Origin of the sequence: Leclercia sp. 1548 (assembly GCF_050435045.1) — a bacterium.
Lineage (GTDB): Bacteria > Pseudomonadota > Gammaproteobacteria > Enterobacterales > Enterobacteriaceae > Enterobacter > Enterobacter adecarboxylatus.
In genome coordinates this window covers 394,904-421,788 of the sequence record NZ_JBNDJP010000002.1, presented here as the reverse complement: position 1 = coordinate 421,788, position 26,885 = coordinate 394,904, and the positions used below count along the sequence as shown (strand labels likewise).

Here is a 26,885-nt window from a genome sequence, read left to right as displayed (position 1 = left end):
AACATGTTTAAACCGGAACTCCTCTCCCCGGCGGGAACGCTGAAAAATATGCGTTACGCTTTCGCCTATGGCGCCGATGCCGTCTATGCGGGCCAGCCGCGTTACTCACTGCGCGTGCGTAATAACGAATTCAACCACGAGAATCTGCAGCTCGGCATCAACGAAGCCCACGCGCAGGGGAAAAAATTCTACGTGGTGGTGAATATCGCCCCGCATAACGCCAAGCTGAAAACCTTTATCCGCGACCTGAAACCGGTGGTGGAGATGGGGCCTGATGCCTTGATTATGTCGGACCCGGGTTTAATCATGCTGGTACGGGAAAACTTCCCGGAGATGGACATTCACCTCTCGGTGCAGGCCAATGCCGTTAACTGGGCAACAGTGAAATTCTGGCAGCAGATGGGGCTGACCCGCGTGATTCTGTCCCGCGAGCTGTCGCTGGAAGAGATCGAAGAGATCCGCAGCCAGGTGCCGGAAATGGAGCTTGAGATTTTCGTCCACGGGGCACTGTGCATGGCTTATTCTGGCCGCTGCCTGCTCTCTGGCTACATCAACAAACGTGACCCGAACCAGGGGACCTGCACCAACGCCTGCCGCTGGGAATATAAAGTCCAGGAAGGTAAACAGGATGAGGTGGGCAATATCGTGCATAAGCACGAGCCGATCCCGGTGCAGACCATTGAGCCAACATTAGGTCTGGGTGCCCCAACCGACAGCGTGTTTATGATTGAAGAGGCCCAGCGTCCGGGCGAATACATGACCGCGTTCGAAGATGAGCACGGCACCTACATCATGAACTCCAAAGATCTGCGTGCCATCGCCCACGTTGAGCGCCTGACCCAGATGGGCGTGCACTCGCTGAAGATCGAAGGCCGCACCAAATCCTATTACTACTGCGCGCGTACCGCCCAGGTCTACCGCAAGGCGATCGACGACGCAGCGGCGGGTAAACCGTTCGACCCGACCCTGCTGGAAACACTGGAAGGGCTGGCACACCGCGGCTACACCGAAGGCTTCCTGCGTCGTCATACCCATGACGATTACCAGAACTATGAATATGGCCACTCGCTTTCCGAGCGCCAGCAGTTTGTCGGGGAGTTCACCGGCGAGCGCAAAGGTCCACTGGCAGCGGTTGCAGTGAAAAACAAATTCCTTGTGGGTAACAGCCTGGAGTTGATGACCCCACAGGGCAACGTGAATTTCACTCTCGAACATATGCAGAATGGTAAAGGTGAAGCCGTATCAGTCGCACCGGGTGATGGTCATACCGTCTGGCTGCCTGTGCCGGAAGATATTTCGCTGGATTATGCCCTGCTGATGCGTAATTTCACCGGGGAAAACACCCGTAACCCGCATGCTGGCTAGTCAATTGTGTTATTTTTGGTATGGGATGATTCTTAGAATCCGATCACATACCGCTGCGTTTTTTACGGTTATTATTGATAACGCTGAAAAACATAACCCATAAATGCTAGCTGTACCAGGAACCACCTCCTTAGCCTGAGTAATCTCCCTTACGCAGGCTAATTTTTTTGTCTGTAAAACGCCCTTCTTCCGCCTTCGCCCCTGCTTTTCTGCCCCATCCATAAGTTTCCCTAACGTAAATTTATCTTTATTTTCAATGAGAAATGCCGGAATTTATGAATTTCGTAAAGTCAGGCTTTTCAAGCACCTGTACGATGTTATTCTCTGTATGAATGGAATTTCACTTAAGGATAAGGAGAAATACATGTACTGGGTGGTTGAAGAGAGGATGGTGTGCCCGCGTACCGGAACAATTTTCATTCATGTTCTTACAGTTAAAAATCTCAGGCTGATAATTTGGTATAAAGGCGATTACTTTATCAGCCCCGGCTCGGTTCTGGTGACCGGCCCTTTCGGAATCGCTGTGGATGGCAGGCTCAGAAAGTTGCACATCCTGCGAGCGTTTCCTTATACCCCGCCCTTTTGGTCATCATTTCTGGCGAACTCGACGTGCCCGGGCAATGACGGTACCTTGCTCACCCGCTGCGAACATCGCCAGGATTGTGTGTTCGCTTTGTGCCCTTATGGTGCTATAGCGTCATAAACGAGGTGGTCCGAGTGGCGCACGTTTTGGCTCGCCACTCATTTAATTTTTATCCTTTCGTCCTCTTCTTACCCGCTTTTCTCCGCGCTGCGATACACTTTTGAAAGATCAGCACAGGAGCAATGTGGATGGCGACCTATCCGGCAAGTTTATTAATTCTGAACGGCAAGGGCTCAGGCAACGAACTGTTGCGCGAAGCCGTAACGCTTCTTCGGGAAGAAGGCGTGGTGATCCATGTCCGCGTGACATGGGAGAAAGGTGATGCAGCACGTTATATACAAGAAGCCTGCGATCTCGCGGTGGAAACTGTCATTGCAGGCGGTGGCGATGGCACAATCAATGAAGTGGCGACGGCGCTAATTGCCCTGCCTGAGGCGCAGCGTCCCGCGCTGGGCATTTTGCCGCTCGGCACCGCCAACGATTTTGCCACCAGCGCCGGGATCCCCGACAGCCTCGATAAAGCATTGCAGCTGGCGATTGCGGGTAAAGCCACGGCGGTAGATATTGCCCGTGTGAATGACGAAACCTGCTTTATCAATATGGCGACCGGCGGGTTTGGCACGCGTATTACCAGTGAAACCCCGGAAAAAATGAAAGCCGCGCTGGGCGGCGTCTCATATCTGCTTCACGGACTGGCGCGGATGGATTTACTCAAGCCCGACAGCTGTGAAATTCGCGGCGAGAATTTTCGCTGGCAAGGGGATGCGCTGGTGATCGGTATCGGTAACGGACGTCAGGCGGGAGGCGGGCAGCAGCTCTGCCCGGATGCATTGATTAACGATGGACAGCTACAGCTGCGCATTTTTTCTGCCAACGAACTGCTCCCGTCGCTGCTGACGACGCTGACCAACCCGGAAGAAAGCCCGAACGTCATTGACGGCCAGTCAGCCTGGTTTGAGATCGTCGCCCCGCACGGCATGACGTTTAACCTGGATGGCGAACCGCTTAGCGGCGACCATTTCCGCATCACGCTCTTGCCCGGCACGCTCCAGTGTCGGTTGCCGCCGGATTGTCCGCTTCTGCGCTGAGGGTCTGCCCGGCAGCGCTGCGCCTGCCCGGGCCTACGGGTTTTGTAGACCAGGTAAGCGCAGCACCATCCGGCATTAGTAGACCGCCACCTCCCGGGCCATCTCGCGGGAGTACTGCTGGCTGGCGTTCACCAGCATCCGGGTGTAATCCGTTTGCGCCTGCCCCGCCACCAGATCATCTACCGTCAGGGTTTCGAGGATTTTCCCGTACTGCATCACCGCCACCTTCTGGCAGAGATGGGCGATCACCCCGAGATCGTGCGTCACCATCAGGTAGGTGAGGTTCGACTCGCGTTGCAGTTCAGCCAGCAGGTTTAAGATCTCCGCCTGCACCGACACATCCAGCGCCGAGGTCGGCTCGTCAAGCAGCAGCACCTGTGGCTCCAGAATCAGCGCCCGGGCAATCGCCACACGCTGGCGCTGACCGCCGGAGAGCTGATGCGGATAACGGTCACGGAAGGCGCGGTTGAGGCCCACTTTATCCAGCAGAGCGTGGATGCGCCGCTCCCGATCGTTGATGCCGTGAATTTGCAGCGGCTCTTCCAGAATATCGCCGATGGTGTGGCGGGGGTGCAGCGAACCATAGGGGTCCTGAAACACCATCTGCACCAGCCGACAGCGCTGGGGGCTGATGCGTCGCCCCAGCGGCTGGCCGTTAATCGCCAGCGCCCCGTCCCAGTGGGTGAACAATCCGGCCAGGCACTTCAGCACCGTGGTTTTGCCGGAACCGGACTCCCCCACCAGGCCGTAAATCTCCCCCGGCTGGACGTTAATGTTGACGTCATACAGGACCTGGCTGCGTTTCTCGCCTTCGCCGAACGCCAGATTCAGGTTTTTTACCTCGATCATCTTCGCTCCTTATTCCGTCAACCAGCTGGCCTGGCGCTGCAACACCGGCAGCACCGGACGGCGGTGGTTCATCTCTGGCAGGGCATTGATAAGCCCCTGGGTATAGGGGTGCTTCGCATTATGCAGGTCACAGGCGGCAATCGACTCCACCACCCGTCCGGCATACATCACCAGCACCCGATCGCAGAAGCTGCGCACCAGGTTAATATCGTGGCTGATAAAGATCAGCCCCAGCCCACGGGACTGGACCAAATCGTCAAGTAATCCCAGCACCTGCAGCCGCACCGAAACGTCCAGCGCCGAGGTCGGTTCATCGGCGATCACCAGTTCGGGGTCAGTGATCAGCATCATGGCAATCATGATGCGCTGCCCCTGTCCGCCGGAGATCTCGTGCGGATAGAGCTGATACACCCGCTCCGGCTGGCGAATGCGCACCACATCCAGCATCTCCAGCACTTTGGCTTTCGCCTCCGCCTTGCGCCCCGGATGGTGGGTCAGCCAGGCCTCGGCAATCTGATCCCCGACGCACACCACCGGGTTGAGGGAGTATTTCGGATCCTGCATGATCATCGAAATACGCTTGCCGCGAATGCCGCGCATCTGCGCCTCGCTGACGGTGCGTAAGTCCACATCGCCAAACTGCATCCGGGTGGCGCTGATCTGCGCCTTTGCCGGGTGCAGGCGCAGTAGCGCCCGCCCGACGGTGGATTTCCCGGAACCCGATTCGCCGACGATTGCCAGCTTCTCTCGCCCGAGTTGAAAGGAGACGCCGCGCACCGCGTTGGTGACCGCGCGTCCGTTGATAAAGTCAACGTGCAGGTCACGCACGTCCAGCAGTGGCGCATCAGTTGCTGCGAGGATCGAGGATGTCACGTAAGCCATCTCCTAAAAAGTTAAACGCCAGGCTGTTGATCAGGATCGCCAGCCCCGGAATAGTGACCACCCACCAGCACTCCATCATGTAGGTACGCCCGCTGGAGATCATCGCTCCCCACTCCGGCTCCGGCGGCTGCGCGCCGAGGCCGAGGAAGCCGAGACCGGCGGCGGTCAGGATGATACCGGCCATGTTCATGGTGATACGGATAATCACTGACGGCAGGCACAGGGGAACGATATGCCGCCACAGTACCCGCACCGGGGACGCGCCCTGTAAGCGTACGGCAGAGATAAAGTCGGCCTGACGCAGCGAGAGGGTTTCGGCGCGGGCCAGACGGGCGATCGGCGGCCAGGCGGTGATCGTAATGGCAATGACCACGTGTTCCAGCCCCGGACCGAGCGCCGCGACAAACGCCAGCGCCAGCACCAGGCTCGGGAAAGAGATAAAGATATCGGTAACGCGCATCAACACCGCATCGACTTTGCCGCCAAAGTACCCGGCGGTCACGCCCAACAGCAGCCCCAGCGGCCCGACGGTGACCGACACCAGCAGCACAATATAGAGCGTGATGCGCGAGCCGTAGACCAGACGGCTGAAGATATCCCGGCCAAACTCGTCTGTGCCGAACCAGTGCTGTGCATTCGGTGCCACCAGGGCGTTATTCAAATCCTGCACCAGTGGGTTGTAGGGCGCGATCCACGGTGCGAAGGCTGCCACGATCAACAGCAGCAGGATGATGCCGCCACCGATGGCCGTCAGCGGGTTGCGCGCCATCTGCCCGACAAACCCGAAGGTACGGCGGGCCATCCGCGTCAGACGCTGGCGCCCTTCGCTGCGGACAGGTTGCAGAGGTGTATCCAGAGAAACGGTCATGATTTCGTCCTCGGGTCAAAGAGTTGATACAGCATGTCGGAGAGCAGGTTGAGCATCACAAAGATGATCCCCACCAGCAGCACGCAGCCCATCACCGCGTTCATGTCCCCCAGCAGCAGGCTACCGGTGAGATAGGAGCCAAAACCCGGCCAGGAGAAGACGGTTTCAATCAGTACCGCCCCTTCAAGCAGCGAGCCATAGGCCAGCGCGACCACGGTAAGCAGCTGCACCAGGATATTGCGAAACGCGTGGTTCCAGATCACCTGCCGCTCGGTTAAACCTTTCACCCGGGCGGTGATGATGAACTCCTGCGACAGCTGGGCCAGCATAAAGCTGCGGGTCATGCGGCTGATGTAGGCCAGCGAGTGGAACCCCAGCAGCGAGGCGGGCAGGACCAGGTGGTTGATGGCGTTCCAGAACACCGTGCTGTTGCCTGCCAGCAGGGCATCGACGGTCATTAACCCGGTGCGGCGTGGCACCAGGCCATCCAGGCCCAGATCCAGCCGTCCGGCGCCGCCCACCCAGCCAAGCCAGGCGTAGAACAGCAGCAGGCCCATCATCCCGACCCAGAAGATTGGCGTGGAATACCCGGCGAGGCTGATGATGCGCACCACGTAATCCGAGACGCTGTTGCGTCGCGCGGCGGCCAGGACCCCCAGCGGAATGCCTAAACCGGCCCCGACAATAATCGCCATCGTCGCCAGCTCCAGCGTCGCCGGGAAGACACGCAGAATGTCATCCAGCACCGGTTTACCTGTCAGCAGGGCATTCCCAAAATCCCCCTGCAGCAGGTTGCCAAGGTAGATACCGAACTGCGTCAGCAACGACTGATCAAAACCCAGCTGGTGATAGACCTGTTGGTAGGTGCTGTGGTCGGCATCCGGTCCGACAATCGCCAGCACCGGATCCACCGGCATCACGCGGCCAATAAAGAACGTCAGCACCAGCAGACCGAACAGGGTCACCAGCACCTGGGTTAACCGTTTTGAAAAACGGCGGGTGCGGGAGCCAGGCGCAAGGATCGCAACGCTCATTTTTCACCTCCGGTTTTGTACACTTCCCGCAGGAAGGTGGTCGCTGACGGGTGCGACTGGAAGTTTTTGACTTCGTTACGCACCACTACCGAATCGACCATCTGCGACAGCGGCAGCAGAGCCGGGATCAGCTGGTCATAACGCACCTGAATTTGCTGATAATCCGCCACTTGTTTCTGCGGATCGCGCTCCAGCAGGGCTTTGTCGATCATCTCGTTCAGCGGCTTGTCGTAGAAACTGGTACGCCAGCCCTGGAAGTTGGTCAGCCGGGCTTCGTCGCTGTTGTCCGGGTTATAGACCAGCGCGCGCAGGCTGGAGTGTGGATGCGGCTCCACGCCGCTGCCGCCGCGCCCGACCAGCATGTCAAACTTACGCTCGCGCATCGCACCGTAGATCTGGTTTCCGGTGCCAGTGATGATTTTGGCGTTAATGCCCGCCTGCATCAGGGTGGATTGCACCGCGATGGCGATATTGAGGAACGGCTGATCCGCCAGTACCCGCAAAGTGGTGTCGAAACCGTCCGGGTAGCCTGCTTCCGCCAGCAGTTTTTTGGCACGCGGGATATCCAGCTTATAACCGGGATCCGGCAAGGTGGACGGCATACCCGCCTTGATTGGCCGCTGGTGCAGCACGCCGTAGCCCGGCATCAGCGCCTTGTTGATCCCCTGATAATCAATCAGGTAGCGCACCGCTTCGCGCACTTTCGGGTTGGCGAAATGCGCCTCCTTCATGCTCATCGCCACGTAGTAGACTGTGCCCTTCTGCACGGCTTCCACCGTCAGCTGCGGATCCTTACGCAGGGCGTTGATGTCGGCCACCGCCATGTTGCTGGCGATATCCAGATCGCCCTTCTCCACCATCAGGCGCAGCGTCTGCGACTCCTGGAAATGGCGCAACACGACGCGGTTCATCTTCGGCTCTTCACGCCAGTAGTTGGGGTTGCGCTGCATGCGCAGCACGTCTTTTGCCTGCCAGGTCTCGAGCATAAACGGCCCGGAACCGGCTTCGTTGATGGTCAGCCAGCGGTTGCCCCAATCGCTGTTCACCTCATGGCTCAGCACCGTTTTGCGGTCCAGCACGCCGAGGTTGCCCAGCGCGCCGAGGGAGTAGATCACCAGCTGCGGATCGTTAGCCTTTGGCAGGGTGAGCTGCACGGTGTAGTCATCCAGGGCTTTAATCTGCTGGTCAATATTCTTTTTGGAAAAGCCGTAAGATTTCCACACCGACGCCTGGGCCAGGTTCAGGTGCAGCAGGCGGCGCATCGACCACACCACATCCTCGGCAGTGAGCGGATTGCCGGAGTGGAAGGTCACGTTGTCGCGCAGGTGGAAGGTCAGGGTTTTGCCGTCCGGCGAAATGTCCCAGGATTTCGCCAGCGCCGGTTTAACGTTGGTGAGGGTATTGGGATCCAGTTCCACCAGTGAATCGTAAAGATTGACCACAATGCCGACCACTTCGTTACCGGTCATCGCGGCCGGATCGAGGGTCAGCAGGTTGTTCATGTTCATGCCAATGATGAGCTGATCGGGCGGCGTTTTTGCGTACGCCGCCCCGCTCCCCATCATCAGCGAGAGCGCGAGTAAACACGCCCCGGTGAGGGAGTTTTTCTTCATCTGTGTATACCGTTTGTAGGGTAGAAGTTTTATTTATCAGTCGTGGCTGACGGTATTGGCTTCGATATACGCAAAATTGATGTCTTCGCCGAGTCCCGGGCGAGTCGGCAGGCTGACCATGCCCTCATCGTCCATTGGGTCGATCAGGCTGTGCAGATACGCTGCCGGTTCATCATAATCAAGGAACGGATGCAGCAGGCCGCGCTCGTACCAGCGGCAGTTTTTGATCGCGCCAATGACGGCCAGGCTTGCCGCGCCGTTGCCGTGGACTTCGCAGTCCATGCCGAACGATTCTGCGAGGTTGGCCACTTTCAGGGTTGGCGAGATACCACCGACGCCATTGGCTCCGGCACGCAGGATGTCGCAGGCCCCGGCTTTCACCCAGTCGGCACGGCTGTGGTGTTTACCGCCCAGGCTTTCTGGCCCGATGATCGGAATGGAGAGGTTTTCCGCCAGCCAGGCATAAGAGGACATGCTCTCCTCTTCCATCGGCTCTTCAAACCACGCGAAGTTGAGTTTTTCCAGCTCTTTGCCGATGTAGAGCGCTTCGGCGCGGCTGTACCAGTGGTAGCCGTCGATCATCAGGTCGATGTCCGGGCCGACCGCTTCACGCACCGCGGCACAGGCTTTGACATCCATTTTTGGATTGGGGGCAAAGGAGACGGGCGGCATCCAGGTGTGCAGCTTGATCGCTTTGTAACCGCGGGCCACCAGTTTTTCGGCAAAGCTGGCGTACTCTTCCGGCGTGGAGAGACCACCGGGCAGATCATCGCCACACATGGTGCTGCCATAAGCCGGAACTTTATCGCGGTAGCCGCCGAGCAGCTTCCACACCGGCATATTGAGTTTACGACCAATCAGATCCCACAGCGCCTGCTCAACAAACCCCAGCGCACGTTCGGTCAACTGGTGGGCGCTGCCGCGCTGCCAGTGTGCCAGCTCCTGCCAGATCTTCTCGCGATTAAACGCGTCCTGGCCGATCATCACTTTACGAAAGAAGGTGTTGACCACAAAAGGGCGCACCACTTCCGGCGGTGCAAATGAATACCCTTTGGTGCCATCGTCTGCGGTAATGGTTAGCATCGCCATTTTTGCCAGGCTTTCTGGTCCCGGATGGGAATGCCCGGCAGTATCGGAAACCCGACGCGTGGGATACTGAAAGACGGTGACGTTTACAGATTCGATTTTCATTATGAGTCCTTAAAACAACGTAGGTTCAGTGCCTTTAGCAATTTGAAAAGCTGTTTCGAAACTAACTGTAAGCGCAAAATTCATCCACTGCCTTAGACAAATTCCGCTAAGCGCTGCCCATTTATTGGGCATATGCACGGGAGGAAGTGACACTTTTCACAAAAGCGCAACGAAGTGTGAGCTGGATCGGAAGGGGTGTAAGCGCAGAGCAGGACGCATAAGACCGGTGACATCCCCGGGGGATCTGCGCTCACAGTTTGGTAGGTTATTCAGCGGTTTCCAGCCATCAGGAACCGGTAATGTGCCTGTTAAGAGAGGTCCGCCACCCTGCTTTCAGCCGTGCGCTGCGAAGCAAATCCCGGCTGCTCAACGCGAATGAACGGACAGAGTACGAAGGCCAACAGATAGAGCAGCTTGTAGGCGATGACCACGCCAATAGTGCTGAAGTAGGGAAGCAGCACCACGGCGATCGCCGGAGCGAGGAAGTTCGACAGCCCGGCCGACAGGTTATAGACCGAAATAGCCGCCCCCTTGTGCTGCGGCTCCAGCGCCGGGAAGACCGCGGCCATAGGGACGAACGCCGCCACAAAAATGCCCAGCGCAATGGCCGGCACCAGCGCCATGGCAAAGTTGTGGCCAAAGTGGAGCGGCATATAATAAAACGCCAGGCTTGATGCCGCCATGCCAAGACAGCCAAACCAGCGAACCACCTTCATCCAGCCTAATTTTTCAGCCATGATCCCCCAGAAAACGTTGGAGAAGATGGTGGTAAAGAAGAAGACCGCCCACACCTGCAGCCACTCGGAGGTGGTAAACCCCAGCTCGTCGACAAACATCATGGGCATGATCACCGCAAAGCCAAACAGCGACAGGGTGTTAATAATGCGCACAATGCTGGAGAGCAGGATGCTGCGGTTGGTGTAAAGCAGAGTAGCGGCGCGCCCCAACTCGCTGAACTTTTCCCGGGTGGTAAGGTTTTGCATATGCCGGGGAGTCTTGATGTTACGCAGGGAGACCAGGGCGATAATGCCGCCAATGGCGCAGAAAAGCAGCGACAGCCACAACGTACCCATTTCCCCGATATGCGGGATGGTGAAGCTGGGAATGTAGCTTCCGAAAACCCCGATGCCGATAGAGTAAACCGCCCAGAACCAACCCAGCGCCGCGCTGGTGCTGTCGCTGCGCACGTTATGAACGATGGCAACGATAAAGGCGTAGAGGAACAGCGGATAGGCCAGACCGCGCAGGCCGTAGAACAGTAAAATCAGCGCGTAGTTGGTATGGCCCAGGCCAAAGACCATAAACAGCACGTGAAAAATACACCACAGCACAAAGCCAATCAGCATGGTTTTTTGCGGGGTAATGATCTCTGCCACTACGCCCGAGACCCATGCCGACAGCGCGGCGGCCAGGCCATAGAGAGTGAAGGCCATCGAGGCCTGCGCCGGGGTAAACCCGAGCGATTTGATGTAGTGGGAAAGAAACGCCAGTTCAAAACCATCCCCGGTCATAAAGACGGCAATGGCGATGTATCCCCAGACCAGGCTCAGCGGTAACCCCAGCCATTGTTTCGTGTTTAACGACATATTGACCTCTTTTTTAGGTACAGGGCGCCGCTCTGGCAGTATTGCCAGAGGGCGTTTTTTATTAAAATTAATGAGTTCGATAGTTCAGGTCGTTTTGATAGAGGGCCATGAATTGTTGATAGCGCTGCATCAGGGCGGCGTGTCGCTGCGGATCGCTGCGCCAGATTTTATGGACTTCCGGTTTTTCGCACACCGCGGCCAGCGATTTACCGGCGGCAAGGCATGCCAGTCGTGCGGCACCCAGCGCCCCGCCCGTCTCACCGCCTTTGTGAGTGATGACGGGCAGATCCAGAATATCCGCCAGCAGCTGGGCCCAGAACGGACTTCTGGCCCCGCCGCCCACCAGCGAACACTGCTCTGTCCGGGTGCCGCTCTCCTGCAGGACGCGCAGCCCGTCGGCGATGCCGAAGCTGACGCCCTCCAGCACGGCGTACCCCATGGTGGCCCGCTGGCTGGCATGGGTCAGCCCCCAGAACATTCCCCGGGCGTTGGGGTCGTTGTGCGGGGTTCGTTCCCCGGACAGATAGGGCAGGAACAGCGGCGCAGCGGCTTTTTCAGCGTCCGAGAGTTGGGCTATTTCGTCAAGCAGGGTGGCCTCGGTGGTGCCGACCAGACGACAAAACCACTGCAGGCAACTGGCCGCACTGAGCATGACGCTCATCTGATGCCACCGATTAGGCAGCACGTGGCAAAACGCATGCACGGCTGACTGCGGCGCAGGACGGTAGGCGTCTGTCACCACAAACAGCACCCCCGAGGTGCCCAGCGAAATAAACGCATCACCCGGCGACACCGCCCCCACACCGATGGCGCTGACGGCGTTATCACCCCCGCCCCCGGCCACCATCACCGAGGAGTGCAAACCCCAGCGTTGCGCGAGGCCTGGCTCGAGAGTGGCCGACACCTCGCACCCTTCCACCAGGGAGGGCATGTTTTCGCGGGTTAAGCCGCATTTTTGCAGCAGCGCATCGGACCAGTCACGCTTACCGACGTCCAGCCAGAGGGTGCCCGCCGCATCAGACATATCGGAGATTTTTTTGCCGGTCATTTTGAAGCGCAGATAATCTTTCGGCAGCAGTACGCTGGCAATGCGCGCGAAGATTTGCGGCTCATGTCGACGCACCCACAGCAGTTTCGGGGCGGTAAACCCCGGCATCGCCAGATTGCCGGCCACCTGATGCAGCTCGGGGGCGAGCTCTTCCAGCTCGGCACACTCCTGCGCGCTGCGGGTGTCATTCCACAGGATAGCCGGGCGCAGGATTTCGCCCTTTTCATCCAGGAGGACCGCGCCATGCATCTGCCCGGAGAGGCCAATAGCCTTAATGGCCTGCCAGTGGTCCCCGCATTTCTCGCGCAGGGTCGTCATCAGGTATTCCGTTGCCTCCCACCAGGACGCCGGGGATTGTTCCGACCAGTGGGGATGTGGCCGCTGAATAGTCAGCGGCGCGCTGTGGCTGGCGACGATGTCGTTATTTTCATCAATGACCAGCGCCTTCACTTCTGAGGTGCCCAGATCGATGCCAAGATACATAGCGCCCCCTCAACCGATCAGTGTATTAACGGTGGCGATCTTCTCGCGCAGGAGCGCAACAAAATCCGCCCGCTCGCTCAGATCGCCAAACAGGGCTTTATCCCCGGCATACACCGCAACGGGATCGGCCGCGTCAAACATGGCGTGCACCGCGGCCGCGTCCAGGATGCCGTCCTGGTACACATACGGCAGTTTGCCGAGATGCCACTGCTGCATAAAGACGAAGAACAGCGCCGGCAGCATGGCGGTGGCCTCAGGGCGGGCGCCGCGCTGATAACATTCCCGCAGGGTCGGGGCGATCATGGCCGGGATCTTGGAGAACCCGTCGGCCGCCACGCGCTGGTTGGTATCCTGAATGTAGGGATTGGTAAAGCGTTTAAGCACCACATCGCGATAGAGGGGTAAATCGATGCCGTTATCGCCAAGGCTCGGGATGACATCTTCCGTCACGTAGCGATCGGCTATCCGGTAGATGAAATCGGTCAGGGTGCTTTCATGGATATAGCGCTGGCCGATGAGCGTTCCCGCCCAGGCGATACAGCTGTGCGAGGCGTTAAGAATGCGGATCTTCGCCTCTTCATACGGAATGACCGACGCCACCAGCTCCACGCCGACGGTCTCCAGCGCCGGACGCGCGTCGCGGAAGTTGTCCTCAATCACCCACTGAATGAAGGTTTCGCCCATCACCGGCGCGCGATCGTCAATGCCGGTTTGCGCTTTGATCCGCGCCGGAAGATCGGCTGCCGGGCGCGGCGTAATGCGGTCGACCATGGTATTCGGGCAGGTCGCGTTAACGTGCAGCCAGTCGATCACCGTCTGACGGTGGGTGAGGTGTAAAAATTCAACAAGGCCATCGTGGAAACGCTCGCCGTTATGGCGGACGTTATCACAGTTCAGCAAAGTTAACGGCCCGGCGCCGTTGGCCATACGGGCTTCAAGAATGCGGGCGATCACGCCATAGATCGTATTGCTCGCTCCCTGCAGGTCGCCTGCCAAATCCGGATTTTTCACGTCCAGCTTATGACTTGTGTTCAGATAGTACCCCCCTTCCGTCACGGTAAAGGCGATCACTTTCGTTTGCGGCCTGGCGCCTTCGGCAATCAGCGGCTGTAGATCCGCCTGCCATGGAATCAGTTTTTGCAGCGAGGTGATCTCTTCATATTCGCGCTCGCCCGCCGGGCTGACGGTCTCCAGCACATAGCGCCCTTTCTGGGCCATCAGCGCCTGAACGACGTTCTCAGCATCATTGCGAATATTCCCCGCCGCGATATGCCAGCGGGTATCCCCTGCGGCAATCAGGCGATGTAGATACCACGCCTGATGCGCACGGTGGAACGATCCTAATCCGATGTGAAGCCAGGTATTTTGCTCGTGCATTGTTCTGCTCTCCTGTGAGGTTATGTACGCACTGTAGTTAATCATTTGTGTAAAGTAAGAGCGTTAGATCACAAAAGAGCAAATGACCAAATAAATTACAAATGACCAATAGCGAGCAAATCACTTGCCTCCTTACTGAGCTGCCGCCAGAATAACGGCTTATCGGCCAGGCATTTGGCCCCATTATCGAGGCAGGAAAGCGTGAGCAAAGAAGATGACATCAGGCTGGATCAAAAGGTCAGAGCCGCATGGATGTACTACGTCACCGGGCTGAACCAGAGCGAAATTGCCAGTCAGCTTGGAACTTCAAGGCCAGTTGTGCAGCGTCTGATTGCCGCCGCCAAAGAGGAAGGCATTGTCTCTATTGGGCTACACCATCCTGTCGCTCATTGCCTTAACTATGCCCAGCTGTTGCAGGAAAAGTACCAGCTAAGCGACTGCACCATCGTGCCCGTCTATACCAGCGAGAGCATGCTGGATGCGGTGACCTTTGGCTGTTATCAGCTGATGGCCCGCTACTTACAGGGCGAAACGCCACGGGTGGTGGGGATTGGCTCCGGTCTGACGCTAAAAAAGACCATCAAACGGATTGATTTCGATAGCCCGAACAGCCGGTGCGTGGCGCTGATAAGCGCCATGAACGAGCACGGTCAGTGTAACTACTACGACGATGTGCCATTACTGCTGGCGAGTAAAATCCAGGGCAAATATTATCAGTGGCCCGCCCCTCGCTACGCGCAATCGCGCGAAGAGCATAAGCTGTGGTGCGGCACGCGACTTTTTCACAACGTCTCGACGGTGGCGCAGGAAGCCGACGTGATCTTTGTCGGCATCGGCGCCCTGGGCGTACAAAGCCCGATCTTCAAAGACGGTTTTATCGATCGGGCGCAGCTCGATGAATTAACCGCCCACGGCGGGGTGGGTGAAATTCTTGGCCGCTTCATTGACGCTGAAGGCCAGGTCGTCGAAACCCTGATAAACGGCCTGATCACCAGCTACGATATTCGGCAAAACCCTTGCCCACGCATTGCGGCGGCCTGTGGCGAAGACAAGCGTCCGGCAATACTGGCAGCCTTAAAAGGCAAATGGATCAACGGCCTGGTGACCGATGAACATACCGCCCGCTGGCTGTTAACCCGCTAGTCTTCCGCGACATTCATGCTGCCGACCAGTTCCGGCGCGATCTCGATACGGCGTATCGAGGTATCGCCGGAGTCGACGATCTCAAACACCTTATCGAGCATTGCCGGCACGTCCTGACGCACCATGTCGATATCGTGCCCAAGGAGAGAGACAAAGGGATCCCAGTCGAAACACCCCATCGGCGGCTGGCGCGAGCCCGTTTGGCCGCTCTGCGCCAGCCAGCGCACTACCCCCTCAAGGGAGATCGTTGAGTTGACGAACAGCCCCTGCAGCCGCACCTCCGGCGAGTGAAACACCGATTTTAACAACCCTTCTACCCGCGACGAGGAGTACCCGGTCACCAGCTGCTGCGCGTTGGGAACGGTTAAGCCTGCCTCGGTGTGGGCATCAATAAACCCCCGCAGGCGTTCGGCTGTGTTGTTATCGGTCATACGCCCGCCGACAAAAGTCAGCGGGGCCAGCGAGCCAAAACGCTTCAGACTGGTGGCGAGGATCCTTTCGGTAAGCGCCTTCGCCCCCGCATAGTTGTCCGAGATGACCGACGGCGCCAGCGTGCCCGGCAGATCGAGATTGAGGGTGGGCACCCCCGCCTGATGGCACATTTCGGCAATTTTGTCAGGATGCGTCGCGCCCGTGGCGATCACCCAGTCCACCTGCCAGGAGAGCATGGCCCGGGCCGCTTCGATCTCTAATTCAGGCTGGCGGCGGGTGCAGGTGATGATGGGCAGCAGGCCACGGGCACGGGCCATTTCTTCGAACCGCTCGGCGATGGAGCCAAAGTAACGGTTATCATATTTGGGCACAATCATCCCGATGACGTTCGACTTCTTGCTGCGCAGCAGGCTGGCCTGACGGTTGATGGCATAGCCCTGCTCTTCAGCAATGCGCGTCACCTTTTCGGCAAGCTTTGCGCTGATGCGGCGTTTCTTCCAGTTGCCATTCAAAATCGCGCTCACCGCGCTGGCGGAAACGCCCGTTAATTCCGCCAGATCGTAGATGGTCGTTTTCTTCGTTTTCTCAACGCGCGTCACAAATTCGCCTCTTCATTTTGAATGTCACTTGCTGGCTAATCGAGCAAATGCTAGATCTGCTTCATCGATTGAGCAACTTGCTTCACCTACCAGAAAAAATCCGAATTCAGTGAGAGTTGCGCTCATTAAAAATACTCATGTTAAAAAGGATTATAAAATGAATCACTCCGTCCCCTCCATGAATACTTCCCTGAATGGCAAAGTGGCCGCTATTACCGGAGCCGCCTCCGGTATTGGCCTGGAGTGCGCCCGAACGTTGCTGGCCGCTGGCGCCAAAGTGGTGCTTATCGATCGCGAAGGTGAAAAGCTGAAGCAGATCGTCGCGGAACTGGGGAGCAACGCCTACGCCCTGCAGATCGATCTCTTTAAGCCAGAGCAGGTAGACAACATGCTCGTCGAGATTATTGGGCTGGCCGGAAGGCTGGATATATTCCATGCCAATGCCGGCGTCTACATCGGTGGCCCGGTCGCCGAAGGGGATCCGGACGTGTGGGATCGGGTATTAAATCTCAACATCAACGCCGCGTTCCGCTGCGTGCGCGCCGTGCTGCCGCACATGATTGCGCAAAAATCGGGCGATATCATCTTTACCAGCTCCATCGCTGGCGTGGTGCCGGTGATCTGGGAGCCTATTTACACCGCTTCTAAATTTGCGGTTCAGGCGTTCGTGCACACTACCCGCCGTCAGGTGGCTGAGCATGGCGTACGCGTGGGCGCCGTTCTGCCCGGCCCGGTTGTCACCGCCCTGCTGGACGACTGGCCACAGGCAAAAATGGATGAAGCCCTGGCCAACGGCAGCCTGATGCAGCCCATTGAGGTTGCGGAGTCGGTGCTGTTCATGGTGACCCGGTCGAAAAACGTCACCGTGCGCGATCTGGTTATCCTGCCTAACAGCGTCGATTTATAAGGTAGACCGCCATGAATCACGTAAAGCAAACCGTTATCGGCGTGGACGTCGGCTCCGGCAGCGTTCGCGCGGGCGTCTTCGATCTGAGCGGCCAACTGTTGTCGCACGCCACGCATAAAATCACCACCGTTCGCCGCAGCGGGCAGCGAGTGGAGCAGTCGAGCGAGCAAATCTGGCAGGCCGTCTGCCGCTGTATTGCCGACGCGCTCGACAGCGCTGGCGTCGCGCCTCAGAGCGTGGCCGGGATAGGCTTTGATGCCACCTGCTCGCTGGTGGTACTGGATAAAGATGGCGCCCCGCTGCCAGTGAGCGCAGAAGGGTGCGCTGAGCATAACGTCATCGTGTGGATGGATCACCGCGCGACGGCGCAGGCTGAACGCATTAACGCGACCCACCATCCGGTGCTGAACTATGTTGGCGGCAAAATTTCGCCGGAAATGGAGACGCCAAAGCTCCTGTGGCTGAAGGAGCATCGCCGGGAGATCTTTGACCGCGCGGGCCAGTTTTTTGATTTAGCCGACTTCCTGACCTGGCGCGCTACCGGCGATCTGGCGCGCTCCATCTGCACGGTGACCTGCAAATGGACCTGGCTTGCGCATGAAAATCGCTGGGACGCGGACTATTTTCGCACCATTGGGCTTTCGGAGCTGGCGGATGAAAACTTCGCCCGCATCGGCCAACGGATCCTGGCACCGGGAACCCCTTGCGCCAGCGGCCTGACGGAGCAGGCCGCGCGTGAGATGGGCTTGCCTGTCGGTACGCCAGTGGCGGTGGGGTTGATCGACGCGCACGCGGGCGGGATAGGCACCGTGGGCGTTGAAGAGGGAGCGCTAAGCAACCTGGCCTATGTCTTCGGCACCTCGTCTTGCACCATGACCTCTACAGCCGAACCGGCCTTTGTGCCGGGCGTCTGGGGGCCTTACTACAGTGCGATGGTGCCTGGGCTATGGCTCAGCGAGGGCGGACAGAGCGCCGCCGGGGCTGCTATCGATCAGCTGCTGGCGTTTCACCCGGCCGCTGAAGAGGCTCGCCTGCTGGCGCAAGCCGCCGGGCAACCGCTACCGGTCTGGCTTGCCGACAGGGTGATGCAGCGGTGCGCCCAGCCATCGGAGGCCGTTGCGCTCGCGTCAGGCCTGCACGTAGTGCCGGAATTTTTAGGCAACCGCGCCCCCTTTGCCGATCCACATGCCCGGGCCATTATCTGCGGGCTGGGCATGGAGCGCGATCTGGATAACCTGCTGGCGCTGTATATGGCCGGGTTGTGCGGCATCGGCTACGGACTGCGGCAAATCCTCGATGCCCAGCGCGCCTGCGGGGTCAACACGCGCAATATCGCCATCAGCGGCGGGGCGGGTCAGCATCCCCTGGTGCGGCAGATTCTGGCCGACGCCTGCGGAATGCCGATTTTAACCACCCAGTGCAGCGAGCCGGTGCTGTTGGGTTCCGCAATTCTTGGCGCCGTTGCGGGGAATATTGCCCCCTCCGTAACCGACGCTATGAAACAGTTTACCCATGTCGATCGCTATTATTCGCCAGACGACGCCTGGCAGGCTCTTCACCAGCGTCGCTATGACATTTATAAACAGCTCCAGCACACCGCCAAATTGATAAAAGAGTAACCACCCCGCGCTATTTTATTGCCGGGAAAAAGTAACGTTAATAATAAAAAAACACACTCCGAATTCATTTCGGAGTGTAACCACCTGTACGCTACAAACGAGGTTAATATGGCATTATCTCAAAAAAACTGGCTTGGATTACCGCTCAATTTACTGTGGGGATATCTGGCTATCGCCATCTTTATGACCGGCGATGGGTTTGAGCTGGCGTTTTTATCGCACTACATCAAATCGCTGGGCTTTACCCCGGCGCAGGCCTCGATGGCCTTCACCCTCTATGGCCTGGCCGCCGCGCTGTCGGCGTGGGTTTCAGGCGTAGTGGCGGAGATCATTACCCCGCAAAAAACCATGCTGATTGGCTTTGTGCTGTGGTGCATATTCCATGTGTTATTCCTGGTCTTCGGTCTCGGGCAGTCAAACTATGCGCTAATGCTGCTCTTTTACGGCATTCGCGGCCTCGCTTATCCATTATTCCTCTATTCATTTATCGTGATCATTATTCACAACGTGCGTGGGGAAAATACCAGCTCGGCGCTGGGATGGTATTGGGCGGTATATTCTGTCGGTATCGGCGTGGCGGGAAGTTATATTCCCAGCTTCACCATCCCCTATATTGGCGAGATGGGTACGCTATGGCTGGCACTGGTATTTTGTCTGGCCGGTGGGATCATTGCTATGGTTTCTTTGCGCGAGGTTAAAGTCCCCGATCGCATGCATCATCTCTCCACCCGGGATAAATTTGCCGAACTTGGCCGGGCGGTGACCCTTATTTACACCAACCGCAATATTTTTCTCTCCGGCATTGTGCGCATTATTAACACCCTGTCGCTGTTTGGCTTTGCGGTGATCATGCCGATGATGTTTGTCGACGAGCTGGGGTTTACCACCTCCGAGTGGCTGCAGGTGTGGGCGGTCTTCTTCTTTACCACCATCTTCTCCAACGTTTTCTGGGGGATCGTGGCTGAAAAATTAGGCTGGATGAAGGTGGTTCGCTGGTTTGGCTGTCTTGGCATGGCGGCATCAAGCCTGGCGTTTTATTATATGCCGCTCCACTTTGGCCATAACTTTGCCATGGCGCTGGTGCCGGCCATTGCGCTGGGCATTTTTGTGGCAGCATTCGTTCCTATGGCGGCGGTCTTCCCCGCGCTGGAACCTCAGCACACCGGAGCGGCGATTTCGGTCTATAACCTGTCGGCCGGGCTGTCGAACTTCCTCGCCCCGGCCATTGCGGTGGTGCTGCTTCCCTACTTCAGCACCCTTGGCGTGGTCATCGCCTACACGGCGCTCTACCTGCTGGCCTTTGTGATTTGCGCCTTTATTCGCGTCGAGCAGCCGGGGTTTAACCTCGCGGTTGCGCCGGAAAAAACCCCGATCGGCGTAATATGATTTAAACGGCCCGCTTGATAAAGAGGCGGGCCGCCTGCTCAGGCGATGGTAATTTTCTTATCCAGATAGACATCCTGCACGGCGTTAATCAGCTTCACGCCGTCGGCCATCGATTTTTTAAACGCCTTGCGTCCGAGGATCAGCCCCATGCCACCGGCACGTTTATTGATCACCGCCGTACGCACCGCATCGGTGAGGTCGGTTTCTCCCCCTGACGCACCGCCGGAGTTGATAAGCCCCGCGCGGCCCATATAGCAGTTCGCCAGCTGGTAGCGCACCAGGTCGATAGGGTTATCGCTGGTCAGTTTGCTGTACACGCGATCGTCGGTATAGCCAAATTTGACCGCTTTGTAGCCGCCATTGTTTTCGGCCATTTTCTGTTTGACGATATCTGCCCCGATGGTCGCCGCCAGATGGTTAGCCTGGCCGGTTAAATCGGCGGAAACATGGTAATCCGTTCCGTCTTTATTGAAGGCCGGGTTACGCAGATAGGCCCACAGCACGGTTACCATCCCCAGCTCATGGGCACGCTCGAAGGCAGCCGAGATCTCTTCAATCTGGCGGCGCGACTGCTCAGAGCCGAAATAGATGGTGGCACCTACCGCGACTGCACCCAAATTGAAGGCCTGCTCAACGCTGGCGTAGAGGGTCTGGTCATATTCGGTGGGGTAGCTCAGGGTTTCGTTGTGATTCAGTTTCACCAGGAACGGAATACGGTGCGCGTAACGGCGGGAGACCGACGCCAGCACGCCGTAAGTAGAAGCCACGCAGTTACAGCCCGCCTCGATCGCCAGTTCCACGATGTTCTTCGGATCAAAATAGAGCGGGTTGGCGGCGAAGGATGCGCCCGCAGAGTGTTCCACACCCTGATCCACCGGCAGGATCGACAGATAGCCGGTTCCGCCCAGACGTCCGGTGTTATACAGCGTCTGCATATTGCGCAGCACCGCCGGTGGGCGGTTGTTGTCCACCATTACGCGGTCAACGTAATCGTGGCCAGGAAGATAAAGTTGGTCGGCTGGAATGGTCATACAACGATGCTGTAACAGGCTGTCGGCATCTTTGCCAAGCAATTGCGTAATATCAGTCATGGTTTTCCTCCCGTCAGTGCCGACGGCGCGTCGGCATGTTTTATCCAGGCTCACAGGATTGTAAGCCCTTTAAGCCTGGTCTGCGGGTCGTCAAATTACCAGCCGTCTACCACCATGCATGAAAATGATGCACCGGGCCTGCACCATGCCCGACCTCCAGAGTGTCGGCTTGAGCCAGCGCACGGGAGAGCCAGGTTTTCGCCTCCTGCACCGTCTCTGCCCAGCTTTGGTGCCGTGGGCGCAGCGCTGCCAGGGCAGCAGAGAGCGTACAGCCCGTGCCATGGGTATTTTTCGTTTTGACACGCGGGGCGGTAAAGCGCATGGCGCCGTCACGGGTAAACAGCCAGTCGGGGCTTTCGGCATCGTCCAGATGGCCGCCTTTCATCAGCACCGCCTCGCACCCCATCGCCAGCAATGCCTGGCCCTGCGCTTTCATCTCCTGCTCGCTGCGGGCATGAGGCGCATCCAGCAGCGCCGCCGCTTCGGGCAAGTTGGGCGTGATCAGCGCCACCTGCGGCAGTAACTTTTTACGCAGCGTGTCAACGGCGGAGGGCGACAGCAGCGGATCGCCGCTTTTCGCCAGCATCACCGTGTCCAGCACCACGTTTTTTACCTGATGTCGCAGCAGCTTCTCCGCTACGGCCTCGACGATATCCGTTTCGGCCAGCATGCCGATCTTGGTGGTGTCGATGCGCACATCGCTGAACACCGACTCCAGCTGTGCCGCCACGAAATCAGGTTCGATACGATAGACCGACTGCACCCCACGGGTATTCTGTGCCACCAGGGCGGTGATCACCGAGCAACCATAGGCCCCGAGCGCCGAGAAGGTTTTCAGGTCGGCCTGGATACCGGCGCCGCCGCTTGGGTCAGTGCCGGCAATAGTCAGCGCATTGATCCGTTTCATCGTTGCGCCCCCAGTTCCCACAGGGCATCCAGAAACGCCGGGGCAAAACTGCCCGGCCCTTTGCTGTGCGCGGCAGCAAGCGTACCGGCCCGTTTCATCCAGCCACAGGCTGCGGCAATGTTATCCAGCCGGTCGCCCGGAAGTGAACAGCTGGCCGCCACCACCGCTGACAAGGCGCAGCCGGTCCCCACCACCCGGGTCATCAGCAGATCGCCGCCAGTGAGGGTCTGGGTACGCAGCCCGTCGGTCACGTAATCGACCTCGCCGGTCACCGCCACAATCGCGTTGGTTTGCCGCGCCAGCGCCTGGGCTGCTGGCAAGGCACTGGCGGCCGTATCAGTGGTATCCACCCCACGCCCGCCTGCGCTCATCCCGGCGAGGGCGAGGATTTCAGAGGCATTGCCGCGAATGGCGGCCGGTTTCAGGGCGAGGATTTGCTGGCAAAAACGGGTCCGGTACGTCAGCGCGCCAACGGCCACCGGATCGAGCGTCCAGGGCTTGCCTGCCGCCACTGCACTTTCAATCGCCCGGCGCATCGCCTGGGCACGCGGTGTGGTCAGGGTACCCACGTTGATCAGCAGCGCATCGGCAATCGCGGAAAACTGTTCGGCCTCTTCGGCTTCAATCACCATCGCCGGTGAGGCACCGAGAGCCAATAACACGTTGGCGGTAAAGGTCTGCACCACGTCATTGGTCATGCAGTGGGTCAGCGGAGAGCGGGTTCGGAAATGGTGTAAGGCGTGTAAATTGAGCAGGTCAGGCTGCATGGTATCGCTCCTGCCTTGCGCGAAGAAGCGATAGCCCGGAGGGCATCTGACTTCCCTACGCTGGCATTATCCAGATCAGGTGGTACGGGTATTTCTCAGCCTTCACAAAGAAGGGCACCCCGAGTCAAATTACATAATAAAATATAACGATGGCAGCGTAGAGGATGCGTCTGCCAATAGCAAGAGCCATTCAGGTGCTCCTTGTCTTCACCAGGATTGCTCTCATCTTTTTAGCTATTCGTGCTAAATGTGATCTCTATCAACTAGCAAAACTTCATGTTCCGCGATAGTCATCCTCCGCCACATATAGTTTCTTTTATAGAAACGACATAAGCATGGCTACGCACAGAAAAATGGCTAACTTAATGATTAGGCAAGCAATATTTCCTTATTTTACTAAAGGTTAATGTATGAAAAAGATTTTGTTGGTGGGTATGGTCGCTGCGCTTCTTGCGGGTTGCGTCTCTGAAGAGCAGCGGTTAGCGCAGTGTGAAGCAAAAGGCGTCAGCCGGGATGCGTGCTATATCGCAGACCAGAACCGTCAGGCCGCAATCAATGCCGCCGCTGAAAAACAGGCCTTAGAGAATGCCCATAATGCCGTACAACATGCGCAGGCGGCTCATGTTGCCGACCCGTTGCGGGAAGCCTCTTTTAGCGCCAATGGCATCAAAGCCACCATCAATAATGGTTTTACCCAGGCCACCATCAACGGCAAAAAAGCCAGCGTGAAGCGTTTAAATGCTAACTTCTACGAAATTCGCGGTGCCGGTTATATCCTGTCGATTACCCTTGATGAGGACGGCGTCACCGATGCGTCATGGAATAGAACCCATGGTCGCGATCATGGAATTCTGAACGTTGTCCAAAGTAGTCCTAAAGCATTCTAAAATACCCCACTTTTTTCCCCGGCGTGCCCCCCAGGAAACATCAGTCGCCATGCGGGGTTACGGCTTACGCGCGTTGATTCAACGCGCGTAACAAAACGATAAACAATTAACCATTGAGCCTTGCGCAAAAAGGCTCTATATTGGCCGCGATTTTTGATGCCCTTCTCATTTTCTTAATTAATTATTCAATCGTGGCCACGTGCTGAGCTGCGGTTGTAGGAGTGATATGATGACGGATAAAGTCCGTATTGATACTTTGAATGCCTCTTCTTTCAAAACCAACGAAACCTATCTGGCCCGTCAGGCCGACATGGAATCCAATGTCAGGAGTTATCCGCGCAAGCTGCCTTTAGCCATTACTAAGGCGAATGGGGTGTGGATCACCGATGCGGATAACAAAGAGTATCTTGATTGCCTGGCCGGAGCGGGAACGCTGGCGCTGGGTCATAACCATCCTGATGTGCTGAAAAGCATCCAAAGTGTCATTACCAGCGGCTTGCCGTTACATACCCTGGATCTGACCACGCCGTTGAAAGACGCGTTCTCAGAATACCTGCTCTCTATGCTGCCAGGTCAGGGTAAAGAGTACTGCCTGCAGTTTACCGGCCCATCCGGCGCAGACGCCGTTGAAGCCGCACTGAAGCTGGCGAAAAAAGTCACTGGCCGTAGCGGCATTATCAGCTTCTCCGGTGCTTATCACGGCATGACTCACGGCGCACTGTCCGTGACTGGCAACCTGTCGCCGAAAGAAGCCGTTGACGGCATGATGCCAGAAGTGCAGTTCATGCCCTACCCGCACCAGTACCGCTGCCCGTTGGGTATCGGCGGCGAAGCGGGCGTGAAAGCCCTGACATACTACTTCGAAAACCTGATCAACGACGTCGAGAGCGGCGTGCGTAAACCGGCTGCCGTGATTCTGGAAGCCGTACAGGGCGAAGGCGGCGTGAACCCGGCGCCGGTTGAGTGGCTGCAGCGCATCCGTAAAGTGACCGAAGAACATGGCATCCTGCTGATCCTCGACGAAGTCCAGGCAGGCTTTGCCCGTACCGGTAAATTCTTCGCCTTCGAACACGCAGGTATCCAGCCAGACATCATTGTAATGTCCAAAGCTGTCGGTGGCGGTCTGCCGCTGGCCGTGCTCGGTATCAAAAAGCAGTTCGATGCCTGGTCTCCGGGTCACCATACCGGCACATTCCGTGGCAACCAGTTGGCGATGGCTACGGGCCTCACCACCCTGCAGATCCTCAACGAGCAGAACATCGCTGATAAAGTTGCCGCCCAGGGCGAGTGGCTGAAAGCGAAGCTGGTTGAGCTGCAGAAACGTTATCCGGTAATTGGTCACGTGCGCGGTCTGGGCATGATGATCGGCATTGAGATCGTGAAACCGCACGAAGCTGCCGACCATATGGGCTGCTTCCCGGGCGACGGCGAGCTGTCTGCGCTGATCCAGAAAAAATGCTTCGAAGCCGGTCTGATTCTGGAGCGTGGCGGCCGTAACGGTAACGTTGTGCGTCTGCTGCCTTCCCTGCTGATCAGCGATCAGGAGCTGAACGTGTTCCTGGACAAATTTGAGCAGGCACTGCTTGCTGCGGGCGTTCGCCCAGTCTAACCGGAGACAATGGATACAATGTCAGATTTAAACCCGATTTTGTCGTCGTCGGCGCAAAGCATCGAAGCCTATCAACAGGCCATCGAGCAGAGCACCCAGGCGGTTATGCAGTGGCTGAAACAGCCGGAAATGTACCAGGGTAAAACGGTCGCCGAGCTGCGCGAACGTATCAACCTGGATTTCAGCCCGGAAGGGTTGGGTAACGAGACCGCCATCGAGCGTGCCGTTGAATATTTCCTGAAGGACAGCCTGGCGGTGCACCATCCGCAGTGTGTGGCGCACCTCCACTGCCCAAGCCTGGTGGTAAGCCAGGCGGCGGAAGTGATGATCAACGCCACTAACCAGAGCATGGACTCCTGGGATCAAAGCCCGTCTGCGACCATTATCGAGATAAAACTGATCGAGTGGCTGCGTACCCGTCTGGGGTACCAGCCAGGCGACGCCGGTGTCTTCACCAGCGGCGGCACCCAGAGCAACATGATGGGTCTGATGCTGGCGCGCGATGCTTTCTTTGCGCGTCAGGGCCACTCCGTCCAGCAGGATGGTCTGATGGGCGATCTGCGTAAGATCCGGGTGCTGTGCTCCGACAGCGCGCACTTCTCTGTGCAGAAGAATATGGCGCTGATGGGCCTCGGCTATCAGTCCGTTATCCAGGTGAAAACTGACGAATGTTCGCGCATGGATCTGACCGATCTGGCTGCGAAAATCGCGCAGTGCAATGCCAACGGTGAACAGATTCTGGCGATCGTTGCCACCGCAGGAACCACCGACGCGGGCGCTATTGATCCGCTGCGGGCGATTGCGGAACTGGCGGCGAAGCAGAATATCTGGGTTCACGTGGATGCGGCCTGGGGCGGCGCACTGCTGATGTCTGAAAAGTATCGCGATTACCTCGACGGTATCGAGCTGGTGGATTCCGTTACCCTGGACTTCCACAAGCAGTTCTTCCAGACCATAAGCTGCGGCGCATTCCTGCTGAAAGAAGCGCGTCACTATGAGCTGATGCGCTATCAGGCGGCTTACCTGAACTCTGAGTTTGACGAAGAGGCTGGCGTACCTAACCTGGTATCCAAATCGCTGCAGACCACCCGTCGCTTTGACGCGCTGAAGCTGTGGATGAGCCTGGAAGCGCTGGGCCAGAAGAAATACGCGGAGATCATCGACCACGGTGTGACCATGGCGCAGCAGGTTGCCGCGTATGTCACCGAACAGCCACTGCTGGAACTGGTGATGCCACCACAGCTGGCGAGCGTGCTGTTCCGCTTCCGCCCTGAACTGAACCTGGACGATGCGGCCATCGCGCTGCTCAACCAGAGAATCGGTGATGCGCTGCTGGAATCTGGCCGTGCCAACGTCGGTGTGACTGAGCATAACGGTGTCACCTGCCTGAAGCTGACCCTGCTGAACCCAATCGTGACCCTGGAGGATGTTAAAGTCCTGCTGTCACTGGTCGAACGCACGGCGCACGAGCTGCTGGCGAAGTAAGTTATTCAACCCGGCAGCGCTCTGCC

Annotated in this window: 23 protein-coding genes and 1 riboswitch; of the genes, 10 read left to right on the top strand and 13 right to left on the bottom strand. The window is 57.8% G+C overall.

The genetic code is table 11. The features are described 5' to 3' along the window. Nucleotides 1–3: 3 nt before the first annotated feature. The 3 genes from yegQ (at nt 4) to yegS (ending at nt 3,096) form a co-directional block, all read left to right on the top strand. A complete protein-coding gene (gene yegQ / locus ABIE02_RS07225) occupies nt 4–1,365 on the top strand; it encodes a tRNA 5-hydroxyuridine modification protein YegQ (RefSeq protein ID WP_032612485.1) in 1,362 nt (453 codons plus the stop codon). Nucleotides 1,366–1,729: 364 nt separating this feature from the next. Next, entirely contained in the window at nt 1,730–2,068 is a 339-nt protein-coding gene (locus tag ABIE02_RS07220) for a hypothetical protein (RefSeq protein WP_059307547.1), read from the top strand. Nucleotides 2,069–2,196: 128 nt separating this feature from the next. Then, complete coding sequence (yegS, locus tag ABIE02_RS07215; RefSeq protein WP_032612488.1) at nt 2,197–3,096, top strand: lipid kinase YegS; 900 nt, start codon at nt 2,197–2,199, stop codon at nt 3,094–3,096. A gap of 75 nt (nt 3,097–3,171) precedes the next feature. Here the strand turns inward: yegS and ABIE02_RS07210 are convergent, their stop codons facing one another. The 9 genes from ABIE02_RS07210 to dalD all read right to left on the bottom strand — a co-directional run bounded on the left by ABIE02_RS07210 (nt 3,172) and on the right by dalD (nt 14,027). After that, on the bottom strand, nt 3,172–3,945 hold the full coding sequence (locus ABIE02_RS07210) for an ABC transporter ATP-binding protein (RefSeq protein WP_103792153.1): 774 nt from the start codon (nt 3,943–3,945) through the stop codon (nt 3,172–3,174). Between the two features lie 9 nt (nt 3,946–3,954). Continuing rightward, the gene (locus ABIE02_RS07205; RefSeq protein WP_213019185.1) at nt 3,955–4,827 is read right to left on the bottom strand and encodes an ABC transporter ATP-binding protein; all 873 of its coding nucleotides are present in this window, start codon (nt 4,825–4,827) and stop codon (nt 3,955–3,957) included. Further along, complete coding sequence (locus ABIE02_RS07200; RefSeq protein ID WP_032612493.1) at nt 4,790–5,695, bottom strand: ABC transporter permease; 906 nt, start codon at nt 5,693–5,695, stop codon at nt 4,790–4,792. Before ABIE02_RS07200 ends, ABIE02_RS07205 begins: the two co-directional genes overlap by 38 nt. Then, entirely contained in the window at nt 5,692–6,729 is a 1,038-nt protein-coding gene (locus ABIE02_RS07195) for an ABC transporter permease (protein WP_032612495.1), read from the bottom strand. Before ABIE02_RS07195 ends, ABIE02_RS07200 begins: the two co-directional genes overlap by 4 nt. Then, complete coding sequence (locus ABIE02_RS07190) at nt 6,726–8,342, bottom strand: ABC transporter substrate-binding protein (protein ID WP_144882964.1); 1,617 nt, start codon at nt 8,340–8,342, stop codon at nt 6,726–6,728. The genes ABIE02_RS07195 and ABIE02_RS07190 overlap by 4 nt, the downstream gene beginning before the upstream one ends. A gap of 36 nt (nt 8,343–8,378) precedes the next feature. Beyond that, nucleotides 8,379–9,533 carry a mandelate racemase family protein gene (locus ABIE02_RS07185; RefSeq protein ID WP_032612499.1) on the bottom strand — a complete coding sequence of 385 codons (1,155 nt, stop codon included), beginning with the start codon at nt 9,531–9,533 and terminating at the stop codon, nt 8,379–8,381. A gap of 308 nt (nt 9,534–9,841) precedes the next feature. Then, nucleotides 9,842–11,119: an RbtT/DalT/CsbX family MFS transporter gene (locus tag ABIE02_RS07180; protein WP_336994487.1), complete on the bottom strand. Its 1,278-nt coding sequence runs from the start codon at nt 11,117–11,119 to the stop codon at nt 9,842–9,844. Between the two features lie 67 nt (nt 11,120–11,186). After that, nucleotides 11,187–12,650 (bottom strand): xylulokinase, encoded by a 1,464-nt coding sequence (xylB, locus tag ABIE02_RS07175; RefSeq protein ID WP_117385308.1) that lies wholly within the window; start codon nt 12,648–12,650, stop codon nt 11,187–11,189. A 9-nt stretch (nt 12,651–12,659) separates the two neighbouring features. Then, on the bottom strand, nt 12,660–14,027 hold the full coding sequence (gene dalD / locus ABIE02_RS07170; RefSeq protein WP_103792156.1) for a D-arabinitol 4-dehydrogenase: 1,368 nt from the start codon (nt 14,025–14,027) through the stop codon (nt 12,660–12,662). Between the two features lie 201 nt (nt 14,028–14,228). Here dalD and ABIE02_RS07165 point away from each other — a divergent pair, with 201 nt between their 5' ends. Further along, nucleotides 14,229–15,170, top strand: a complete 942-nt coding sequence (locus tag ABIE02_RS07165) for a sugar-binding transcriptional regulator (protein ID WP_103792157.1) — start codon at nt 14,229–14,231, stop codon at nt 15,168–15,170. On the opposite strand, the gene ABIE02_RS07160 is transcribed toward ABIE02_RS07165, so the two are convergent. Then, nucleotides 15,167–16,201 (bottom strand): LacI family DNA-binding transcriptional regulator, encoded by a 1,035-nt coding sequence (locus tag ABIE02_RS07160; protein WP_032612510.1) that lies wholly within the window; start codon nt 16,199–16,201, stop codon nt 15,167–15,169. The genes ABIE02_RS07165 and ABIE02_RS07160 overlap by 4 nt on opposite strands. Before the next feature lie 157 nt (nt 16,202–16,358). On the opposite strand from ABIE02_RS07160, the gene ABIE02_RS07155 reads away from it, so the two are divergent. The 3 genes from ABIE02_RS07155 to ABIE02_RS07145 all read left to right on the top strand — a co-directional run bounded on the left by ABIE02_RS07155 (nt 16,359) and on the right by ABIE02_RS07145 (nt 20,113). Beyond that, nucleotides 16,359–17,108, top strand: a complete 750-nt coding sequence (locus ABIE02_RS07155) for an SDR family oxidoreductase (RefSeq protein ID WP_336994486.1) — start codon at nt 16,359–16,361, stop codon at nt 17,106–17,108. Nucleotides 17,109–17,119: 11 nt separating this feature from the next. Beyond that, nucleotides 17,120–18,727, top strand: a complete 1,608-nt coding sequence (locus ABIE02_RS07150; RefSeq protein ID WP_130588510.1) for an FGGY family pentulose kinase — start codon at nt 17,120–17,122, stop codon at nt 18,725–18,727. 108 nt (nt 18,728–18,835) lie between these two features. Continuing rightward, on the top strand, nt 18,836–20,113 hold the full coding sequence (locus ABIE02_RS07145; RefSeq protein WP_130588509.1) for an RbtT/DalT/CsbX family MFS transporter: 1,278 nt from the start codon (nt 18,836–18,838) through the stop codon (nt 20,111–20,113). Between the two features lie 38 nt (nt 20,114–20,151). Here ABIE02_RS07145 and fbaB read toward each other — a convergent pair whose 3' ends face one another. From fbaB to thiM, 3 genes are all read right to left on the bottom strand, one after another. Next, the gene (gene fbaB / locus ABIE02_RS07140; RefSeq protein ID WP_032612519.1) at nt 20,152–21,204 is read right to left on the bottom strand and encodes a class I fructose-bisphosphate aldolase; all 1,053 of its coding nucleotides are present in this window, start codon (nt 21,202–21,204) and stop codon (nt 20,152–20,154) included. A gap of 106 nt (nt 21,205–21,310) precedes the next feature. Further along, nucleotides 21,311–22,111, bottom strand: a complete 801-nt coding sequence (gene thiD, locus ABIE02_RS07135) for a bifunctional hydroxymethylpyrimidine kinase/phosphomethylpyrimidine kinase (protein WP_336994485.1) — start codon at nt 22,109–22,111, stop codon at nt 21,311–21,313. Then, entirely contained in the window at nt 22,108–22,878 is a 771-nt protein-coding gene (gene thiM, locus ABIE02_RS07130; RefSeq protein WP_336994484.1) for a hydroxyethylthiazole kinase, read from the bottom strand. Before thiM ends, thiD begins: the two co-directional genes overlap by 4 nt. 35 nt (nt 22,879–22,913) lie before the next feature. Then, nucleotides 22,914–23,010: riboswitch (TPP riboswitch) on the bottom strand. A gap of 278 nt (nt 23,011–23,288) precedes the next feature. On the opposite strand from thiM, the gene ABIE02_RS07125 reads away from it, so the two are divergent. The 3 genes from ABIE02_RS07125 to ABIE02_RS07115 all read left to right on the top strand — a co-directional run bounded on the left by ABIE02_RS07125 (nt 23,289) and on the right by ABIE02_RS07115 (nt 26,859). Beyond that, nucleotides 23,289–23,765, top strand: a complete 477-nt coding sequence (locus ABIE02_RS07125; RefSeq protein WP_032612525.1) for a hypothetical protein — start codon at nt 23,289–23,291, stop codon at nt 23,763–23,765. A gap of 226 nt (nt 23,766–23,991) precedes the next feature. Continuing rightward, nucleotides 23,992–25,374, top strand: coding sequence for a diaminobutyrate--2-oxoglutarate transaminase (locus tag ABIE02_RS07120; protein ID WP_059307540.1), 1,383 nt, complete (start codon nt 23,992–23,994; stop codon nt 25,372–25,374). Nucleotides 25,375–25,392: 18 nt separating this feature from the next. After that, nucleotides 25,393–26,859, top strand: coding sequence for a pyridoxal phosphate-dependent decarboxylase family protein (locus ABIE02_RS07115; protein WP_032612528.1), 1,467 nt, complete (start codon nt 25,393–25,395; stop codon nt 26,857–26,859). Nucleotides 26,860–26,885 lie beyond the last annotated feature (26 nt).

Bases quoted from the DNA above. Each gene is read 5' to 3' on its own strand.
- ABIE02_RS07125 (WP_032612525.1), top strand. From the start codon at position 23,289: ATGAAAAAGATTTTGTTGGTGGGTATGGTCGCTGCGCTTCTTGCGGGT.
- yegQ (WP_032612485.1), top strand. From the start codon at position 4: ATGTTTAAACCGGAACTCCTCTCCCCGGCGGGAACGCTGAAAAATATG.
- ABIE02_RS07200 (WP_032612493.1), bottom strand. From the start codon at position 5,695: ATGACCGTTTCTCTGGATACACCTCTGCAACCTGTCCGCAGCGAAGGG.
- ABIE02_RS07155 (WP_336994486.1), top strand. From the start codon at position 16,359: ATGAATCACTCCGTCCCCTCCATGAATACTTCCCTGAATGGCAAAGTG.
- xylB (WP_117385308.1), bottom strand. From the start codon at position 12,650: ATGTATCTTGGCATCGATCTGGGCACCTCAGAAGTGAAGGCGCTGGTC.
- fbaB (WP_032612519.1), bottom strand. From the start codon at position 21,204: ATGACTGATATTACGCAATTGCTTGGCAAAGATGCCGACAGCCTGTTA.
- thiD (WP_336994485.1), bottom strand. From the start codon at position 22,111: ATGAAACGGATCAATGCGCTGACTATTGCCGGCACTGACCCAAGCGGC.
- ABIE02_RS07150 (WP_130588510.1), top strand. From the start codon at position 17,120: ATGAATCACGTAAAGCAAACCGTTATCGGCGTGGACGTCGGCTCCGGC.
- ABIE02_RS07190 (WP_144882964.1), bottom strand. From the start codon at position 8,342: ATGAAGAAAAACTCCCTCACCGGGGCGTGTTTACTCGCGCTCTCGCTG.
- ABIE02_RS07185 (WP_032612499.1), bottom strand. From the start codon at position 9,533: ATGAAAATCGAATCTGTAAACGTCACCGTCTTTCAGTATCCCACGCGT.
- thiM (WP_336994484.1), bottom strand. From the start codon at position 22,878: ATGCAGCCTGACCTGCTCAATTTACACGCCTTACACCATTTCCGAACC.
- ABIE02_RS07210 (WP_103792153.1), bottom strand. From the start codon at position 3,945: ATGATCGAGGTAAAAAACCTGAATCTGGCGTTCGGCGAAGGCGAGAAA.
- ABIE02_RS07220 (WP_059307547.1), top strand. From the start codon at position 1,730: ATGTACTGGGTGGTTGAAGAGAGGATGGTGTGCCCGCGTACCGGAACA.
- ABIE02_RS07180 (WP_336994487.1), bottom strand. From the start codon at position 11,119: ATGTCGTTAAACACGAAACAATGGCTGGGGTTACCGCTGAGCCTGGTC.
- ABIE02_RS07115 (WP_032612528.1), top strand. From the start codon at position 25,393: ATGTCAGATTTAAACCCGATTTTGTCGTCGTCGGCGCAAAGCATCGAA.
- yegS (WP_032612488.1), top strand. From the start codon at position 2,197: ATGGCGACCTATCCGGCAAGTTTATTAATTCTGAACGGCAAGGGCTCA.
- ABIE02_RS07120 (WP_059307540.1), top strand. From the start codon at position 23,992: ATGATGACGGATAAAGTCCGTATTGATACTTTGAATGCCTCTTCTTTC.
- ABIE02_RS07145 (WP_130588509.1), top strand. From the start codon at position 18,836: ATGGCATTATCTCAAAAAAACTGGCTTGGATTACCGCTCAATTTACTG.
- ABIE02_RS07195 (WP_032612495.1), bottom strand. From the start codon at position 6,729: ATGAGCGTTGCGATCCTTGCGCCTGGCTCCCGCACCCGCCGTTTTTCA.
- dalD (WP_103792156.1), bottom strand. From the start codon at position 14,027: ATGCACGAGCAAAATACCTGGCTTCACATCGGATTAGGATCGTTCCAC.
- ABIE02_RS07205 (WP_213019185.1), bottom strand. From the start codon at position 4,827: ATGGCTTACGTGACATCCTCGATCCTCGCAGCAACTGATGCGCCACTG.